General features: G+C 66.7%; 11 protein-coding genes and 1 tRNA gene. 10 read left to right on the top strand and 2 right to left on the bottom strand.

The window, feature by feature from the left end; genetic code table 11:
- The first annotated feature begins 219 nt into the window (after positions 1 to 219).
- Both VGK32_17120 and VGK32_17125 read left to right on the top strand, forming a co-directional pair.
- Positions 220 to 2,535 carry an ATP-binding protein gene (locus VGK32_17120; protein HEY3383491.1) on the top strand — a complete coding sequence of 772 codons (2,316 nt, stop codon included), beginning with the start codon at positions 220 to 222 and terminating at the stop codon, positions 2,533 to 2,535.
- 17 nt (positions 2,536 to 2,552) lie between these two features.
- Positions 2,553 to 3,491, top strand: coding sequence for a diguanylate cyclase (locus VGK32_17125; GenBank protein ID HEY3383492.1), 939 nt, complete (start codon positions 2,553 to 2,555; stop codon positions 3,489 to 3,491).
- 73 nt (positions 3,492 to 3,564) lie between these two features.
- On the opposite strand, the gene VGK32_17130 is transcribed toward VGK32_17125, so the two are convergent.
- The gene (locus VGK32_17130; GenBank protein HEY3383493.1) at positions 3,565 to 5,283 is read right to left on the bottom strand and encodes a metallopeptidase TldD-related protein; all 1,719 of its coding nucleotides are present in this window, start codon (positions 5,281 to 5,283) and stop codon (positions 3,565 to 3,567) included.
- 77 nt (positions 5,284 to 5,360) lie between these two features.
- Complete coding sequence (locus tag VGK32_17135; protein HEY3383494.1) at positions 5,361 to 7,064, bottom strand: TldD/PmbA family protein; 1,704 nt, start codon at positions 7,062 to 7,064, stop codon at positions 5,361 to 5,363.
- A 122-nt stretch (positions 7,065 to 7,186) separates the two neighbouring features.
- On the opposite strand from VGK32_17135, the gene VGK32_17140 reads away from it, so the two are divergent.
- The 8 genes from VGK32_17140 (at position 7,187) to VGK32_17175 (ending at position 18,466) form a co-directional block, all read left to right on the top strand.
- Positions 7,187 to 8,263, top strand: coding sequence for an NADH:flavin oxidoreductase/NADH oxidase (locus VGK32_17140; protein ID HEY3383495.1), 1,077 nt, complete (start codon positions 7,187 to 7,189; stop codon positions 8,261 to 8,263).
- A gap of 76 nt (positions 8,264 to 8,339) precedes the next feature.
- Positions 8,340 to 8,433: transfer RNA gene (locus VGK32_17145), tRNA-Ser, on the top strand.
- Positions 8,434 to 9,092: 659 nt separating this feature from the next.
- Positions 9,093 to 9,551, top strand: a complete 459-nt coding sequence (locus tag VGK32_17150; protein HEY3383496.1) for an Rrf2 family transcriptional regulator — start codon at positions 9,093 to 9,095, stop codon at positions 9,549 to 9,551.
- Positions 9,552 to 9,628: 77 nt separating this feature from the next.
- Positions 9,629 to 10,051, top strand: a complete 423-nt coding sequence (locus VGK32_17155; GenBank protein ID HEY3383497.1) for a DoxX family protein — start codon at positions 9,629 to 9,631, stop codon at positions 10,049 to 10,051.
- A 181-nt stretch (positions 10,052 to 10,232) separates the two neighbouring features.
- The gene (locus VGK32_17160) at positions 10,233 to 10,808 is read left to right on the top strand and encodes a methyltransferase domain-containing protein (GenBank protein HEY3383498.1); all 576 of its coding nucleotides are present in this window, start codon (positions 10,233 to 10,235) and stop codon (positions 10,806 to 10,808) included.
- On the top strand, positions 10,798 to 11,799 hold the full coding sequence (locus VGK32_17165; GenBank protein ID HEY3383499.1) for a DsbA family protein: 1,002 nt from the start codon (positions 10,798 to 10,800) through the stop codon (positions 11,797 to 11,799). The genes VGK32_17160 and VGK32_17165 overlap by 11 nt, the downstream gene beginning before the upstream one ends.
- Positions 11,800 to 11,831: 32 nt before the next feature.
- A complete protein-coding gene (locus VGK32_17170) occupies positions 11,832 to 12,323 on the top strand; it encodes a hypothetical protein (GenBank protein ID HEY3383500.1) in 492 nt (163 codons plus the stop codon).
- Positions 12,324 to 13,267: 944 nt separating this feature from the next.
- Positions 13,268 to 18,466 (top strand): NBR1-Ig-like domain-containing protein, encoded by a 5,199-nt coding sequence (locus VGK32_17175; protein HEY3383501.1) that lies wholly within the window; start codon positions 13,268 to 13,270, stop codon positions 18,464 to 18,466.
- Positions 18,467 to 18,591: the final 125 nt, after the last annotated feature.

The following is an 18,591-nucleotide window of genomic DNA, read 5'->3' on the forward strand; positions in this document are numbered from 1 at the left end:
GCGGCGCGAGCGACGGCGGGATGGTTCGCCGGCACCCTCCCCGGCACGTGGCACGTTGCACCGAGCACTTTCCCGCGCACCCAGCACTCTGCACTTTTCTCTTTCCACTTCCAGCCGATTCTTCCTGTGTAGCGGTGTGACGACCCGTGTGCGCCAGTGAGCGCGCCGGACACGGCCGCTGAACCCCAACCGGTTGTGGTTGGCTGGGCAAGATCCACAATGTTCAACGATTCGAACGAGAGGGTTCCTCTGCCACTCGTCAGTGAGCTCGACCAGTTCTTCGAGGTCACGCTCGAGATGCTCTGCATCACGGACGCGGAGGGCCGGCTCCTCCGGGTGAACCGGGCGTGGCAGACGGCGCTCGGCTACAGCTGCGACGAACTGAAGGCGCGGCCACTGTTCGGCCTGGTCCACCCGGACGACCGCCAGCGGACGGTAGCCGCGTTCCATGAACTGGCCTCCCAACGCCCGGTCTTCAACTTCCTGAGCCGCCTCGAGCGAAAGGACGGCAGCTTCCGCTGGCTGGAGTGGCGGGCAATTCCGGCGGGCGACCTCAACTACGTGGCCGCCCATGACATCACCGACCGGATGGCGGACGAGGAGGCACTTCGCCTGGCAAAGGCGACGGCCGAGCTGGCCGCCAACGCGAAGCACGAGTTCCTGGCTCGCGTGAGCCACGAGATCCGCACTCCGCTCAACGCAATCGTCGGTCTCGGCCACCTGGTGCTGCGGACGCCGCTCACCACCATGCAGCGCGACTACCTGGCGAAGATTCAGTCCTCCGCTCAGGCCTTGACCGAGCTGGTGAACAGCATCCTGGACTTCTCGAAGATCGAGGCCGGCACGCTGGCGCTGGAGCGGACGACGTTCGCGCTGGACGAGGTGATTGGCGGGATCGTGCTGCAAGCGGCGCCGAATGCCGAAGCGAAGGGTCTGCAGATCGTCGCCCGGACAGCGTCGAACGTGCCACGCGCGCTCATCGGTGACCCGGCCAGGCTGGGCCAGGTGCTCGCCCACCTGCTCGGCAACGCGGTGAAGTTCACCGAGCACGGCCGCATCATCGTGTTCGCCGATCTGGTGAGTCGCGAAACCGACGGCGTACGCCTGCGATTCGCCGTCCGGGACACCGGCGTCGGCATCGCCCCGGAGCAACAGGAGAGCATGTTCGAGCCGTTCACCCAGGGTGACAGCTCGGTCGGCCGTAAGCACGGGGGCACAGGCCTCGGCCTGGCCATCTGCCGACAGCTCGTTGCCCTGATGGGCGGCAACCTGTGCGTGGAGAGCTTCGTCGGGGCGGGCAGCACGTTCTGGTTCACGGCGCCGATGGGCGTTCCGGAGAGCGTCCGGAGCGAAGCGGACCTCACCTCGCCGGTGGTGGAGCGGGATCTGTCCGATGCGCTCATCGACGCGGCCCGGTCCGACGCAGATCGGGCCGCCGCGCGTTCCGACCGGCCGGCGCAAGCCGGTGCCGGGCGCGGTCGGACCTCGCAGGTGTCGGGCGTGCGAGTGTTGCTCGTCGAGGACAACCAGATCAACCAGCGGGTCGAGCGCGAGATGCTCGAGGGGTTGGGCGCGTCGGTGCAGATTGCCACCGACGGGCGGGAGGCCGTGGACGTCGTGATGCGCGTCGGTGAGCGATTCGACGCCGTCCTCATGGATCTGCAGATGCCGGAGATGGATGGCGACGAGGCCACCAGAGTGATACGGCAGAAGCGTCCCGACCTGTTGCTGCCGATCATCGCCGTCACCGCGAACTCCATCGAGTCGGAACGAGCCGCTTGCATCGACGCGGGCATGAACGACTACCTCGCCAAGCCGGTCGATCCCGGGCGTCTCGAGGCGATGCTGAAGCGGTGGGTGACGCCCCACGTCCCGGCGCGGCCGGCAGCCACCGAGGTCGCCGGCGTGTCCGCCGATGTGCCCACGCTCGAGATTGCAGGCGTGAACGCTCCGTCGGCGCTTGGCCGGCTCAACGGCAAGCAGGATCTGCTCGTCCGACTCCTGCGCGGATTCGTCAGCGACCACGGCCGAAGCGCGGCAGAGATTGCGGAGGCCGTCAGTCGCGGCGACCTCGAGACCGCGTCGAAGCTGACGCACGCGCTGAAGGGTGTCGCCGGCACGCTGTCCGCGTTCGAGGTGCTGGGTGCCGCGCGTGCGCTCGAAGCCGGCATCCGTCAGGGCGATCGCCAGGCGATCGACGATCACCTCTCGCGTCTGGCTGCGGCTCTCGACGTGGTGGGCCGGGCGGTTGGCGCCCTCGATGTCGGGGTTCGTCGCACGGTCACACCGACGCCGGAACCGATGCCGGCCGACACGACGCGCGTGGCGGCGCTCCTGGTCGAGTTCGACGCGTTGCTCAGGACGAGACGGTTCTCGGCGCGGAGACAATTCGAGGAACTGAGGCAGCACGTGCCGCAGGCGGATCTGCGCGAGAGCCTCGAGGCCGTGCAACTCTGCCTGGATCGGCTCGACTTTCAGCACGCACGGGAGATGCTGCCCGCAATCGCCCGCACGCTGGGCGTGGAGCTGTCGTGACGGGGAACGAGGGAGGTATGGAAGCCTCACGCCAATCGATTCTCATCGTCGACGACTCGCCGGCCAACCTCGAAGCGCTGCACGAGGTGCTCGGCCCGGACTACGAGTTGCTGTTTGCCACCAGCGGCCAGGAGGCGCTCGAGTTGGCGCGCGAACAGGTGCCGGACCTCATCCTGCTGGACGTGATGATGCCGGGGATGGACGGGTACGAGGCCTGCCGCCAGCTGAAACGGGAGGCTCGCACCGAACGGATCCCGGTGATCTTCGTCACCGCGATGGATCACGAACAGGATGAAGAGCGGGGACTGAACGTCGGCGCGATCGACTACCTGACCAAGCCAATCCGCGCGTGCATCGTGCGGGCCCGCGTGAGGAATCACCTCGAGCTCAAGCGTGCCCGCGACCTCCTGGAAAGCCTGTCGATTACCGACCCGCTGACGGGATTGGCGAATCGGCGGCAGTTCGACGCGGCGCTCGAGACCGAGATTCGCCGCGCGCAGCGCGTCGCCGAACGCCTCGCGCTCCTGATGTGCGACCTCGATTCGTTCAAGCCCTACAACGACCACTACGGCCACGTGGCAGGCGACCGCTGTCTGCAGGACGTCGCGGCGGTGTTCCGGGAGACGTTCAAGCGCGCGGGGGAACTCCCGGCGCGCTACGGCGGCGAGGAGTTCGCGGTCATCCTGCCCGGCGTCACGCCTCGGGAGGCGTGGCAACTGGGCGACCGCATCCGCGCGGCGGTCGAGTCGCGGCAACTGCCGCACCGCGCGTCCGAGGTGTCATCGTGGGTGACGCTGAGCGTCGGCGTGGCGAGCGCGATCGTGACGCCGGACGTGACCGGCGCCTGGCTGGTACATCGGGCCGACCAGGCGCTCTACACGAGCAAGAAGAACGGCCGCAACCGCGTCACTACCGCGGAGACCGACTGGACGATCCCGGCCGCGGCGACATTCTGACCCCTGAGCCTGGCCCCAACCCCAACCCCAACCCTTGATCCCCGCCCCGCAAGCGCCGGTCCCGGCTGCCGTGTCACTTGATTGGCGAGTTGACGATCGGCTTCTTCGGCAACGGCTGCTTGTTCTTCTGCAGGTCGAGTTCCTCGAAGATCAGGCTTGGCGCGATGACCGAGACCAGCGTGGTTGCCCCCGGCATCACCATCGCCCCGCCGAGCATCGACGCCGGCGACTGGCCCTGGTAGTTGAACAGCACCCGCTCCTGCGACGCGCCGAGGATGTCGCGGAACGCCGTGTGCGGGATGTTGCCGAGCGCCAGGCCGCGCACCGCCTCCTCCTTGCCGTCGGGCGTGACCTTCACCGCGCGGACGATCGCCGGGCCCTGCCGATCGCCAGGACGTGCCGTTGACGTTTCCAGCCGCCGCAGGATGTACCCGTGGGTGCGTCCCTGCGTCTTCAGGAGATCGAGGTACTTCGCCTTCAGGCCCGCGGCCGGAATCGCCGTGGCGCTCTCCACGAGGAGCACGCCCGCCTGCGCGCCGCCCTTCCTCCCGTGGCCATTGGACTGCAGCAGGTTCTTCTGCGGCGTCCGCGACGTCAGCATCGTCAGCAACCGGCCGTCCCGAACGAGCGTCACGTCCTCGGCCGCCAGCCCTTCGTCATCAACGGCGTACGCACCGGCGACCGGTTCGGCGCCGAAGCGTTGGACCGAAGGCGCGTCCCTCACGGTGAACGACTCGGGCATCACGCGGGTGCCGATGCGCGTCAGGAACGGCGTGGAGAAGAGCTGCGACAGCGAGCCCATGCGGGCATCGTCGGATTCGGGCGCGCGCTGCGATAGAAACAGCGGGACCAGCGACTGTGCGACCAGGGATGCGGCCGCTTCGTTCTCCACCAGCACCGGGCCGCTGTAGTCGTCTCCCACGCGGCCGGCGCGTGTCGCACGCAGGTCTTCCAGCATGCGCCGCGTCCGCGCCAGCAGATCCGCGGCCGGCGGCAGGTCTCTCGGCGATTGCGCGATCACCTGCACCGAATCATGCAGCGCCATCCCGTCGTCCGCCAGCACTTCCGCGTTCACCCGGAACGACGCCGACCTCGCCGGGAGCACCGTGCGGAACCCTTCGGAGCTGACGAAGTACCGCGTGCCTTCGGAAACGCTCAACTGCGCGTCCGAGCTGACGACGTCGGCCGCACCCTGGAAGATCGCCGAGGCCCGGCGCACGGTGTCTGCCCAGCCCTGGTCCACGGGCTGCGCGATGGCCACGGGCTCGACGCGTTCGAGCGGCTTCTCCCTGGAGAAATCGGGAATCGGATCGCTGTCCGTGCGGTTCTGCGCGGCCGCCTTCTTCTTCGCCAGGATCTGGACGCTTCGTTTGTACGCGGCGTCGGTCGCGAGCCAGATCTGCCTCCGCATCACCGTCTCGTCATCGTCCACCGGCAGCGGCGAGACCGACAGGCCCAGCATGCCGAGCAGCCCCGCGTCGCGATCGAAGCTCAGTAAGCGCGAACTGTCGAACCCGTAGTCGCCGACGCGGACGTCGACGCGCAGCAGCCGCATGCGCGCCACGAGGTCGTTGACGGGCGCGCCGAGCGTCGCCACGAGGCGGCTCTCGGTGGCATCGAGCACGTTGTAGGCGATGTAGTACGGCGCCGGCTGGTCTTTGATCGTCAGCCCGGACATCGACCGCGCCAGCTCCTCCTGCATCGCGCGGAGGACCGGCGGATCCGCGCGGGGCTCGGAGAGCAGCGGAACCGCCGCGGCGACCAACAGCAGCATGGCAAGTCGCGTTCGCATCGTCGTTCCTCCGTTCCCGTCCAGCAAGGGCGAGACGCCCATGCCACTCACCCGAGAGTGGCGGCGGGCCCGCCTCCTCACTTCCTGATCGGCGCCGCGAGAATCGGCAGCGTGTCCTGCGACTTCGGCTTCTTCTGCACTTCGACCTCGGACACGAGCAGCGCCGGCGACGAGGCGGAGATCGGTACCGGCCCGCTCTCCGCGCCGCACATCCCGTTGAACGTGTCCATCCGATTGTCGGTCGCGACGATCTTGCCGAATGCGGCCAGCGGCGTTCCGATGAGATCCACGCCGCGCACGAGTTCGGTCGGCCGACCATCGGCGTACACGCGATAGACGAGTACCGGCGTCACGTTGAACGCGTTCGGGATGTACCGGCCGGTCATCGTGAACCCGCCCTCGACGTGGTCGAACAGCAGGCCGAACGGCTGCCCGCGCTTGCGGCACTCGTCGCGAAGCCGCTCGACGAGCTGGTCGGGCGAGACGCCCGACGATGACTCGATGACGAGGTTGGACTGTCGAGAGACCGGGCGCTGACCGTCGGCGGCGCGGCCATGGCCGTTCGACGTCGGGAAGTTCGCGAGCGGCGCACGGCTGAGGAGGAACTCCTCGAGCACGCCCGCCTTCACCACCATCACGCGCCTGGCCTTCACGCCCTCGTCGTCGTAGTCGTAGTGGCCCATCAGCTCAGTCGATCCGAGCTTCGAGATCGTCGGATCGGCGGTGACGCTGATGAACGTCGGCAGCACCATTTGTCCCACCTTCTTCCCGAACGTCTGCGCATCGTCGGTGTTCTTCTGACGATGGGCCTCGATGCGGTGGCCGAAGATCTCGTGGAAGAACACGCCCGCCGCGCGTCCCGACAGGATGGCGGGGCCCGAGAAGGGCTCGACGACGGGCGCCGCCCTCAGCTTCGCCAGCGTGGCGACCATCTCGCGCACGTCTTTCTGAAGCCGCTCCTCGGTCGGGAGTCCTTCTGCGCTGGCCGAGTAGTAGCTGGCGTAGATCGGCAACTCCATGCCGTCTTCGGCCTTTGTCATCGCGCTGACCATGAGGCGATACGAGGACTCGGCCGTGAGCAGCCGCGTGCCTTCGGTGTTGACGAGGTACCGGGTCTTTATCTGCGCCGTGAGGCCGAAGTTGTTGCCCAGGATCAGCGGGTCGGCGGCAAACGGCGCGGAGAAGCGGCGCAGGCGCGTCTCCCACGCGGCTCTGTCGAGCGACAGCACCGGCGGATCGAGGGTGAAGCGCTGCGGATCCTCGCGCGAGAAGTCGGGCGCGGGGCTCTCCTCTTTGACCTTCGCCGCGAGGTTCGTCTTCACCCGCGCCAATCGCTCGACCGCCTGTCTGTACGCGCGGTCGGTGGCGCGCCACGCCGTCAGCGCGACGGGGGCACCGGCATCGGTCAGCGGGATGCTTGCCCGACCCATCGGGGGGGGTGCGCCGGACATCTCGCCGCGAATCTCGTGCGTGCTGTCGAGCGCGTAGTCGCCCGTCCGGACCTCGACGCTCAGCGAGCGGGCGTGCGTGTCCATGCTCGCCTGCAGCGCCCCGAACGAGGCGGACATGTTGATCGACCGCGTCTCGTTGACCGTGTAGGCGACGAAGTAGGGCGGGACCGGCTCCTTCTGGAGCACGTCCACGTTTCGCTTCAGCTCGGTCTGGAGGATGTCGAGCAACCCGGCAGGCGGCGGAGCCGGCGGCGCGGCGGGAGGGGCGGCCGGCGGCGCGGCGCCAAGCGGGGCGAGCAGGCAAACCAGGATCGCGACGAGACTTCTCATGAGGCGACTCCTTGGCCGCGAGTTGTAGCACATCCCGGGGAATCGGGGTCGGAGAATCCTGACCCCTGCTCGCCGATCCCTGCCTCCCCCGATCCCTGCTAGGATCACCGGAGGAGTCCGCCATGCCTCATCAGCCGCGCCTCTTCACTCCGCTCACGCTCCGTGAGGTGACGTTTCGCAACCGCGTGTTCGTCTCGCCCATGTGCCAGTACTCGAGCACGGATGGGTTTGCGAGCGACTGGCACATGGTTCATCTCGGGAGTCGGGCCGTCGGCGGCGCGGGGCTGGTCATGGTGGAAGCGACAGCCGTGGTGCCAGAGGGCCGCATCTCGCCGGCGGATATGGGCATCTGGTCGGACGAGCACGCACTCGCGCTGGCGCGCATCGCCGCGTTCATCAAGGCGCAGGGTGCGGTGCCGGCCATTCAGTTGGCGCACGCCGGAAGGAAGGCGTCAACGGCACCGCCGTGGGATGGCGGTGGAGAGGTGGCGGAGCGCGATGGCGGCTGGATTCCCGTCGCGCCAAGCCCTCTGCCCTTTACGTCGCACTTCGCAACGCCTCGCGAGCTGGCGGCCGGGGATCTGCAGGACCTGGTTCGGCGCTTCGTCGATGCGGCGCGCCGGGCGCACGCGGCCGGCTTCGAGGTCGTCGAGGTTCACGCGGCCCATGGCTACCTGCTGCACGAGTTCCTGTCGCCGCTCACCAATCTGCGGCACGACGACTTCGGCGGGTCGTTCGACGGCCGGGTCCGGTTCCCGCTGGCGGTGATCGAGCAGGTGCGGGCCGCGTGGCCCGCGCCGTTGCCGATGTTCGTCCGTATCTCGGCGACCGACTGGGTGGATGGTGGCTGGTCGCTGCCCGACTCGGTGGAGTTCTCGCGGAGGCTGAAGGCGATCGGCGTGGACCTGGTCGATTGCTCGAGCGGCGGCCTGGTGGCGGACGCGAAGATCCCCGCCGGCCCCGGCTACCAGACGCCGCTTGCCGCGGCCATCAGGCGCGAGGCGGGGATTGCCACGGGCGCTGTCGGGATGGTGACGAGCGCCGAGCAGGCCGAGCAGATCGTGGCCACCGGCCAGGCCGATGCCGTGCTACTGGCGCGCGAACTCCTGCGCAATCCGTACTGGCCGCTCGTCGCGGCGCGCCGCCTCGGAGCCGCCGTGGACTGGCCGAGACAGTACCTCCGCGCCAAGCCCGGGTAGGCCAGGATTTCGTGCTATCCTTGTCTTTCGTCCGTGGTTCGGCCGCCCAGCGGCCGCCGCGGGCCGCTGCCAATGCGGTGAGGTGGCCGAGAGGCTGAAGGCGGCGGTTTGCTAAACCGTTGTACGGGCTAAAACCTGTACCCAGGGTTCGAATCCCTGCCTCACCGCCAACTTTCGCTCACGTCCGGCTTGCCACTTTCCTCCGCGAGCTACGGTTGGCAAGCCATTGACACTGCGAAGGTTGTCCGCCGTAGCCGCGAGCGAAGCGAGCGCGTGGCGAAGGCGGACTATCCGTCGCTTCCCTCCCCGTCAACCCCCGTTGCCAAAATGATGTCTCCATTCGACTCGCCCGGCTTGCGCTCCGCGCCGCGCCAGGCTCGCTCCCTTCGACTTTGCTCAGGGAGCCCCGAGCGTGGTCGAGGGGCTCATGGCAGGCCATCCGACGGAGAATACTCTGAGCGAGGGAACGACGCGAGGTGCCGGAGGCACCGATTCGAAGGGGAGTCGAAGGACCCACCCGGCGAGATGGCTCCCTGATGGAATGCAGTCTCGCCGAAGCGGCCCGAGGACCATCCCGTCCACCCGCAGCACCGCGAAGGTGGACCTCAAACCTCACAAAGCCCTCGACGCCCGCCAGGCCCTGCTCCGGCGTTCCGGCCCGCTCTCTGGATGTCGCCCGCGCCAATCACCTCTTCGCCGACAAGTGCCTCCGTCTCGTGGCCCTCACCGCAGCCGACATCGGGCCTACACCGGCGCGGCAGTCGCGGGGGCCCTTGCGTGGAAGCGCGCACGGTGTTAGTATCAGTGACGGTTACAAATAACGACTGTTGTGAATAGCCGTTTCACCATGGCCGCTCACGTGCTCGCGATGCTGACTCACGCCGACCAGGAGGGCCGGGGGGCCGTGACGTCCGAGACGATGGCGACAAGCATCCAGACCAATCCGGTCGTCGTCCGGCGGCTGGTCTCGGAGTTGGCCCGCGCCGGCCTGGTGACGTCAAAACGCGGCACGAGCGGCGGCGTGACCTTGGCGAAGCGTCCCGAGCAGATTACCTTGCGGGACGTGTACGCGGCCGTCGAGGAGAAGCTCGTCCTGTTCGGGCGGCATCCTTCGGGCCCCAACCGCGAGTGCCCGATCGGCCCGCACGTCGCGGCATACCTCGAGGGAGTGTTCGGCAGGGCACAAACCGCGTTGGAGCGAAGCCTGGACGAAGCGACGGTCGCCGATATGTTCCAGGACCTGCTCGTCCGAGTGCACAGGAGCAGGCGGCGCACGAAGGTGGACTAGTTGGGCCGCTTCCCTTTTTTTTGATTTCATTTGTAACCATGGAAGTGTTGAATGAATTCCAACGATGGAGGAAGACCATGAAGACTCGACTCGGCTATCTCGTTTCGACCGCGCTGTTCTCGGTGATGATGCTGGCCTCCGCGCTCGCCTATCTCACAGGCTCCGAGCAGATGGTCCAGGCGTTCCGCCATCTCGGCTACCCTGACTACTTCAGGCTGATGCTCGGGATGGCGAAGATCGCTGGCGTCCTCGCGCTCGTCATCCCGCAAGTGCCCCGGCTGCTTCGTGAATGGGCCTACGCGGGCTTTGTCATCACGATGGTCTCGGCATTCATGTCGCATGCGGCCAGTGGTGACCCACTCGGACGCATGGCAATGCCGCTCGTGGCGCTCGGCCTCGTGGCCACGTCTCGAGCGCTCTGGCGTCCCGTCCCCCGGGCGGCACGCGCGGAGTCGGGCGCGGGGACTTGGGATCTGTTGCCGGCGTCAGGTCGCTCCTAGAGTTGGTTTCAGAACCCTCGGGCGGGTGATGGCGAGCGGGGCCGCCCCGCCCGCCGCGCAGGCGCCACCCATGTAACAAGCGGTTTTGGCGCCGAGGACGGGTGGGGCTGCTCGCCGGCAGGACCCGAACGGCGGAAGATGGGGTTTTGAAACCGGTTGTAGGGTGTGGGCGGCCCTGCTGATGACGAACCAACACGAGACGTACAGGTGGCTCGTGGAGCGGCTCCCAGGTGAGCGACCGCTCCGCCTTCTCGACCTCGGATGCGGCGAGTGCCTGGAAGCAGAGGCGCTGCTGGCTGCCGGGGTCGACGTGACCGGCCTCGATATCGACGAGGCCGCCGTGGATTCGGCACAAGCCAGGGTTGCGAACGCCACCTTTGCTTGCGAGGACGCGTCGGCGGCGCGTCGCGGTGAGGAGTTCGACGTCGTGCTGCTGCGTCGCCCGGATCTCGCGGCACAACCGGACAGATGGCAGAGGGTATTCCTATCAGTTCGCCAGTCGCTCGGAGCCGCCGGGCAGATCATGGTGACGACGCCCGGCCGTCGAGAGGCGGACCTGGCTTGCCGGTGGCTCGAGCAGTCTGGCTTCGGCACGGCAACAGGACCCGCGGCGGCGAACGCCCAGACACACGTCACGAGTCCGCTCGTGCGGGTCTGGGACGACATCGGCGAAGAACCGGCCGAGCTTTGTGACCTGAAGACGGGCCACTGCGGCCCGCTGCGCGGGTCAACACTGGAGGACGACGATGCAGGGTAGTGCGGAGTTGCTGGCCTTTACGGATCCGTTCTGCTCGTGGTGCTGGGCGAGTGAGCCCGCGCTGCTCACCTTGCGGGAACGGTACCGCGATCAACTCGTGGTTAGGTACATCATGGGCCGGCTCGTCAAGGACATGAGCCACTTCTTCGATGCGGCGAACGCGATCCGGGGCACCGCCGAGGTCGCTCCTCACTGGCGGATGGTGTCGGAGCGTTCCGGCCAGCCGATTGACGAGCGCCTCATGCTCGACATCACGGACCCGCACTGGTCCACGTGGCCTGCGTGCATCGCGGTGAAGGCCGCGACGGCGCAGGGAACGACCGTCGGAGAGCGGTACTTACGGCGGCTTCGCCGAGCGGCACTGACCGAGCGTGCGCAGGTGCAGGACCTGGGGGTCCAGGTGGATCTCGCTCACCAAGTGCCTGGCCTCGACGTCGAAGCATTCCGGCGCGAGCTCGGGAGCGAGCGCCCCCGCGCCGCGTTCCATGAGGACCTCGAACTCTGCGCCGCCCACGGAGTGACCGGCTTCCCGACGATGCTGTTTCGATCCGCGGCGCAAGCGGGCCAGGCGGACGCCGAGCCGGGCATCCTCGTCGGCGGTCACCGCTCGCTGGCCACGTACGAGCAAATCCTCGCTCAGGTGGCGCTACGACTGGTGCGGCACGAACCGCGATCAGTCGGCGAGCTCCTCGCCGAACACGGACCGCTGACCACACGCGAGATCGGCGAGATCACCGGCCAGGGCTCGAACATCGAGGAGTCGCTCCACAGGGCGGCGGCCGCAGGACGGACCTCGTCTCACGAACTCCGCGGTGGTCGGCTGTGGTCCATGGCCGGTGATGCAGCGGCGCGGCAGTCGCTCAGCGGCGCGGCCTTCGTGTACCGTCCTCCCGACTTCCACGGAAAACTCCGTCAACCTCGCGCCACGGTTGCCGCCACGGGCCCCGTCTGGACGAGTACCGTGGCCCTGCATGGGGACTGGCCGTCCTGACGCCATGTCATATTTGACATAGCATGGCCTCGTTGCCTCACGCCGACAAGCCGCTCGCACGGCTGCTCGCACGGCTGCACGGGGAGATCAAGACTCCTCCGCTGTCGAGTGAGGCCAGGATCGAGGCCGGGCTGCTTTTGCGGACGCTCCAGCGCGAAGAACGGCCGGGAATGCCGCAGTCTCGACCGATGCCGGTCGTCGGTGTGCTTTGTCACGAAGCGCACATCCCGGACGGCGATCTGACGAGGCGCATCATCTACCGTCTGGACAGCGACGCGGTGGTGGGGATCCGTCTCACAAAACCTGTCCGCCCGATGAGCCTGTTTCGCGTCCTTCTGGCGCGCACCGATGACCCGTCTCAGGAATCAGTTGATTGGCGAGACAGTGGTACTCAACGCGGAAACGCGCGACCCAACGTGCGAGTCGGCGAGGAGTTCAGCGGGGCCGGCTGCGGCAACGCCGGTCTGGCGGAAAGCACTCGCGGCCCGATGCGCGCCGAGAAGCCGCGCCGCGAAAGCAAATGACAGCGACGACGCAGCGGCGGCGATAGAAGCGTGAGGCTCGCGGCTGGCGCTGCCGGGCCTGCCCAACGGAGTCACCGCGCCGCCTACAGACCCGCCGCCGCCGCTCTTCGAGGCCCCGGCCTTCGATGAGCACGCGGGCGTCGCCGCCTTCGACGCGTCCACGTGACCGGCCCACTCGGTGCCAATTTCGTGGGAGGTCCGCCTGTTCCTCGTCCAGGCGATCACAGGTCGAGCCCCGTTATCTGCAAGCAACGAGTTCTCCAGCATGGAGTTCTCCGACGATGCGTTCTCCAACAAGGATCTCTGCTGTTGACATATCGGCCACGGCCAACATAATCAGCCCGGGGCGCGGTTCCAAGGCTGGCGCCGGCGGACCGTGCCAGAGAACGGCCTTCTGCTAATCTCGCGAACGGTGAAGACTCTGGTAATCCGGCCTTTCGTCCCTCCGTCGAGTTTCGATGAGACTGAAAATGCGCCATCTCGTTGCGCTTATCGTCCTCCTCTGCGCCACGCTGCTGTCTCCCCATCCAGCCCTCGCGCAGTTCTCGCAGCAGGGGCAGAAGTTGGTTGCGGCGGACGCCGTCGGGTTGGGCGTTGCCCAAGGCCAATCCGTGTCCATCTCCGCCGACGGCAACACGGCTATCGTCGGAGGGTACGACGACAACGGTGGAGCTGGGGCCGCGTGGGTCTGGACGAGGAGCTCAGGGGTCTGGTCCCAGCAGGGAACGAAGCTCGTCGGCTCAGGCGCCGTGGGGAACGCTAACCAAGGCTGGTCTGTGTCTCTCTCCGCCGATGGCGACACGGCCATCGTCGGAGGGCCCATCGACCATAACAGTAGCGTTGGGGCCGCGTGGGTGTGGACGAGGAGCGGGGGAGTCTGGACCCAACAAGGACCCAAGCTGGTCGGCGCGGGCGCCATGGGAGCCGCAAAACAAGGCTATTGCGTGTCCCTCTCCGCCGACGGCAACACGGCCATCGTTGGAGGGTGGGTCGACGACAGTCAAGCAGGGGCCGCGTGGGTGTGGACGCGGAGCGGAGGAGTCTGGACCCAGCAGGGACCCAAGCTGGTCGGCGCTGGCGTCGTGGGAGCAGCATCTCAAGGCTATTCCGTGTCGCTCTCCGGCGACGGCAACACGGCCATCGTCGGAGGCCACACCGATGGCCCTGCTGGGGCCGCGTGGGTCTGGACGCGGAGCGGAGGAGTCTGGACCCAGCAGGGTACCAAGCTGGTCGGCTCGGGATCGACAGGGAACGCCTATCAAGGCTATTCCGTATCGCTCTCCAGCGACGGCAACACGGCCATCGTCGGAGGCTACGGCGCTGGCTCTGGGGCCGCGTGGGTGTGGACGAGGAGCGGAGAGGTTTGGACCCAGCAGGGCGCCAAGCTGGTCGGCGCTGGCGCCGTGGGATTCGCAAGCCAAGGCATTTCCGTATCGCTCTCCGGCGACGGCAACACGGCTATCGTCGGAGGGTACACCGACAACAGTAACGCTGGGGCCGTGTGGGTCTGGACGAGGAGCGGAGGAGTCTGGACCCAGCAGGGAACCAAACTGGTCGGATCAGGCGCCGTGGGGACCGCTTACCAAGGCGTTTCCGTGTCCCTCGCCGCCGACGGCAACACGGCCCTCGTCGGAGGGTACGGCGACAACGGTTTTGTTGGTGCCGCGTGGGTCTTCACCGCATCTTCCCAGGAATCTAACTGGGTGCTGAAGTCGCCGACGAACAGCCCAACGGCGCGCGCTGGACACGCGATGGCCTACGATGCGGCGCGGGGGCAGGTGGTCTTGTTCGGAGGTATGAACTACAGCTATAGCAACGGTACGTGGGTCTGGGACGGGACGAACTGGATGCAGAAGACGCCAGCGGACAGCCCGCCGCCGCGATACGCCTCCACGATGGCCTACGATGCGGCGCGCGGACAGGTGGTCCTGTTCGGAGGCATGGACAGCGACAGCACCTCCCTCAACGACACGTGGGTCTGGGACGGGACGAACTGGACGCAGAAGAGTCCAGCGAACAGCCCGCCATCGCGTTGTCTGCACGCGATGGCCTACGATGCCGCGCGCGGGCAGGTCGTCTTATTCGGAGGATTTGACCTTGGCTTTCGCAGCGACACGTGGGTGTGGGACGGGACGAACTGGACGCAGAGGACTCCAGCCGACAGCCCTGGCTCGCGCGCCTACGTCTCAATGGCCTACGATGCGGCACGCGGGCAAGTGGTCCTGTTCGGTGGCTCCGACGGCGGCAACGCCCGTAACGATACGTGGGTCTGGGACGGGACGAACTGGACGCAGAAGAGCCCAGCGAACAGCCCGCCAGTACACTATAAGCACGCGATGGCCTACGACATCGCGCGTGGGCAGGTGATTCTGTTCGGAGGCGATGGCACTACCTACGGCAACGACACGTGGATTTGGGATGGGACGAACTGGATGGAGAAGAGCCCAGCGAACAGCCCGACACGGCGCGCTGAGCACGCGATGGCCTACGACGCAGTCAAGGGGCAAGTGGTCCTGTTCGGAGGTGCTGACTACACCATCCGCAACGACACCTGGGTCTGGCCTGGCGATTCTGCCTCTTCCACGGGCGCGGCCTTCGTCAACGAAACGATTCCCGACAACACGACAATGTTGCCGGGCCAGAGCTTCACGAAGACGTGGACGCTCCGTAACACAGGGACGACGACGTGGACGTCAGGCTATAGCCTGCAATATGTGTCCGGCAACGCGGGGTGCAGCCACACGCTCGTTGCGGTGAGCGGAACGGTCGCGCCGAATGCGACCCACTCGTTTGCTACGAACTGCACGGCTCCGGCGCCGACCGCGACGTATCGCGAGGACTGGCGGCTGGTGGAGCCCGTCGGCTGGACGATCAACGTGGGGAGTTCGCCGACGATCTGGGCCCAGATCAAGGTCGCGAGCGGCGCGCTGCTCACGTTCGGGTCTATTGCCTCTCCACCGGCGGTGGGAGTGCCGTTCCCGATTACGCTCAGGGCCGTTGATGCGTATGGCGCGGTGGTGACGTCGTTTGTGGGTGATGTGCAGTTGTCGAGCACGATCGGTGCCGTCACCCCAACCAAGGTGACGTTTGCCTCGGGTCAAGCGACGGCCAATGTGACCATCGGCCAGCCGGCGTCGCAGGTGGCGCTGATGGCGTGGAGGGCCGGCGTCTCCGCTCAGAGTCTACCCTTCACAGTCACCGGCGCCACGTACCCCGTAACAGTAAACGTCCGAGTGTTCGACTGGTCGGGTGCCGTCCCAGTCGTCGGCGCGACAGTGCGGGTCGGCGGTGTATCCCTGTCAACGCCGACCAACGCTCTTGGAATCGCGACGGGCACGGTCGAGTGCGGTCATGACGCTCTCGTTGAAGCAGCGTCTGGGGCACGCACGGCCCAGAAGACCGTGCCGGTGGTTTGCGTTGTTGGACGACCAGTGGCAGTTTCCCTCTCGCTATCTGGCTCGACGTGCAATCCAACCGGGAAGATCCCTGTCATTCTGCTGCCAGGCATGTTGGGTTCGACCACCGGGGGGGCCCTATTTCATCCGACCCTTCCGAACGGAACAGCACCTGGCCATCACTGGTCGGACTGGGACGCCGGCCTAATAAACGTGGGCTCATTCCACGGGCTGTTCGACCCACTCGGTCTAACCCCTTGGGAACTTGGTTGGGATCTTCTCGCCGAGGAGCTTGGAGGAAACGACGAAATTGGATGCACGTGGTTCCCCGCTCCGTACGACTGGAGGCTCGGGATCGACGAGATTGTCAACGAGTATTTGGCGCCCGTGATTGAGGATGCGAAGAAAGTGTCCGGTATGCACAGAGTCGACATCATCGCCCACAGCATGGGCGGGCTGGTGGCCCGGGCGTACATTCAGGACAAGGGAGGTCTGCGATTCGCCACGGACGAAGACGTCGATGTCCGGAGGCTAGCGTTAGTGGGCACGCCCAATCTTGGGGCGGTGAAGGCCTACTACCTGTGGCAAGGCGGAGATGTCAGGCGGGCCGACGGCCTAGGTGCGGTGGTCGGGAACAAGCTGGGCGTCTATGAGAACACGATCAGCTCTCTGTATGAAGGCCTTCACCCATTCGGCTCGATCTACCGCTTCTCCATCGGACCAATTGAACTCACGAAGGAGTTGTTTGTCGATCGAAGTGAAGTCCGGAAGTTCGTCCAAAGTGAGGTCAAGTCGGGCCGGCAACTGCTGCCGACGTTCGACTTTCGTGAGGACCCCAGAACAGGCGCCAAGGAAGGATTGACTCATACCGACAGGAAGAACCAATGGCTTGAAGACCTCAACAAGACTCTGTGGAACGTATTGGGCGGCGAAACCTATCTCCGAAGCACGGTGGTCAGAGGTTTCGGCGGTACCGGAGAGCCGACGGACGCGTCGTTCGTATGGAAGAAAGAGAGTCCGTACGACGATGGGGCGCCGTCGAAGGTCAACAACAGCCTGCCAGGAGGCGACGGTGACGGGACAGTCCTCAAGACTAGCCTGGGGATCTCCACGCTTCCGCTGGTTGCCTGGCTTCCCGTCACGCAGAAAGCGTCCAGCCATGGACGTCTGATCCGCGCCCATCTGAATGGGCTGGTGGAGTTCATCACCGGGGCCGCTGCCGTTGCGCCGAGAGCGGCCGCCATCAGAGAAGGCATTCAGCCGGCGGCGGCTGCCAGCAGCCTTGGTCCCACGATGCTCCGCCTCTCGGTTGAAGGCCCGGCGGTCGCGCTGGTCGAGCAGGTGAATGCGCCGGGCTTGGCGACCGGTGTCACATCGGGCCTGCTGCCGATCATCGATCTGCCCGAATCTGACTTAGGTGTAGCAGGCGGGGAGACGCACGTCTCGGTCGGACATCCGTATCTGGCCGATGGCAGTGGCGACTCGCTGCGCGTGCGGTTGAGGGCGACGGGGAGTGGCGACTACGCCGTGTCGATCGCGCTGTTCGCTGCAGACGAAGTGAAGACGCAGGACTACCGGTTCCACACAAGCCATCCCGATCGGGCACTGATGTTGACCTGGAATCAGGCCACGCAGTCCTTTGGTGTCGACGTCGGCGCCACTCCACCGACGCTCGTGACAACTGCGCCGTTTGGCAACGCCACGCGGGTGAGTTGGCCAGCGGTCCCAGGAGCGACTGGTTACCGCGTCTTCCGGCGACGCGACGCATTCCCGAGCTTCGACCTGGTGGCCACGGTCGCCGCGGATGCCCTGAGCTGGCTGGCCGTCGACGACCCGTGGAGCGGCACATCGGTGGTGCCGCCGACGCAGTTCGCTGTGAGCACGCTTCTGGGCGCGGAGGAGAGTGCGTTCTCGGTTCTCGTCTCGAACACAGACCGGGACGGCGACGGATTGTCGGATGTCGAAGAGGCCGCGTTGGGCACGAACCCGACGCTCGTCGATACCGATGGCGACGGATTGAGCGACTGGTCGGAGGTGCAGATCGGCACGAACCCAACCAGTCCGGACACCGACGGGGACGGGCTGTCCGATGGAGACGAGTATCGCGTTGGGTCGGACCCCCAGCGCGTCGATGTCACCACCGGCCCCACACCGGAGGTCACAGCCCTCTCACCTGCGGCCACCGTTGCGGGGCAGGGCCTGACCCTCACGGTCGACGGCGCGGGGTTCTTCACGGGCGTGTCGGGTGTGCACGTAGCCGGCCAGGTCGTACCGACGACGTTTGTGAACGACGGGCAACTACGTGCGACCGTGTCGCAGGCGGTGCTGTGCCCGCCGGGTCCCTGTGCGATCACGGTGGTCAATCCGCCACCAGGGGGCGGATTATCCAACAGCCAGTCGTTGATCGTCACGGGCCCCGCTCCGGCGTTCACGGACGACCCGTTGGCGATCGGAGCGACGCGCGTGAGGGCCGTTCACTTTACGGAACTGCGCCAGGCCATTTCCACCCTGCGGGCGCGGTACCCGTCGTTGGGTGCATTCCCTTGGACGGACGCGACCATCGTCTCGGGCGTGACGCCGGTCAAGGCGGTCCATCTGACGGAGTTGCGGACGGCGCTCGCTGCGGTGTACACGGCGGCCGTGCGGACGGCGCCGACCTACACGAACCCCACTATCGCGGATGGAGTCACGGTCATCTCTGCCGTGGACATCGCTGAGTTGCGGGCGGCCATCCTGGCGATCTGGTAGCTGTGTTTCGGCTGTGTCTGGGGCTTGGCGGGGGGCGCCCACGGCGTCGGATAGCGGGCGTTGCGTTAACCCGAAGTTCCGTACCGTTTGACCCTTGGAAGTGATCACTTTTCGGAATGATTCAT

The organism is Vicinamibacterales bacterium (genome assembly GCA_036504215.1).
Lineage (GTDB): Bacteria > Acidobacteriota > Vicinamibacteria > Vicinamibacterales > Fen-181 > FEN-299.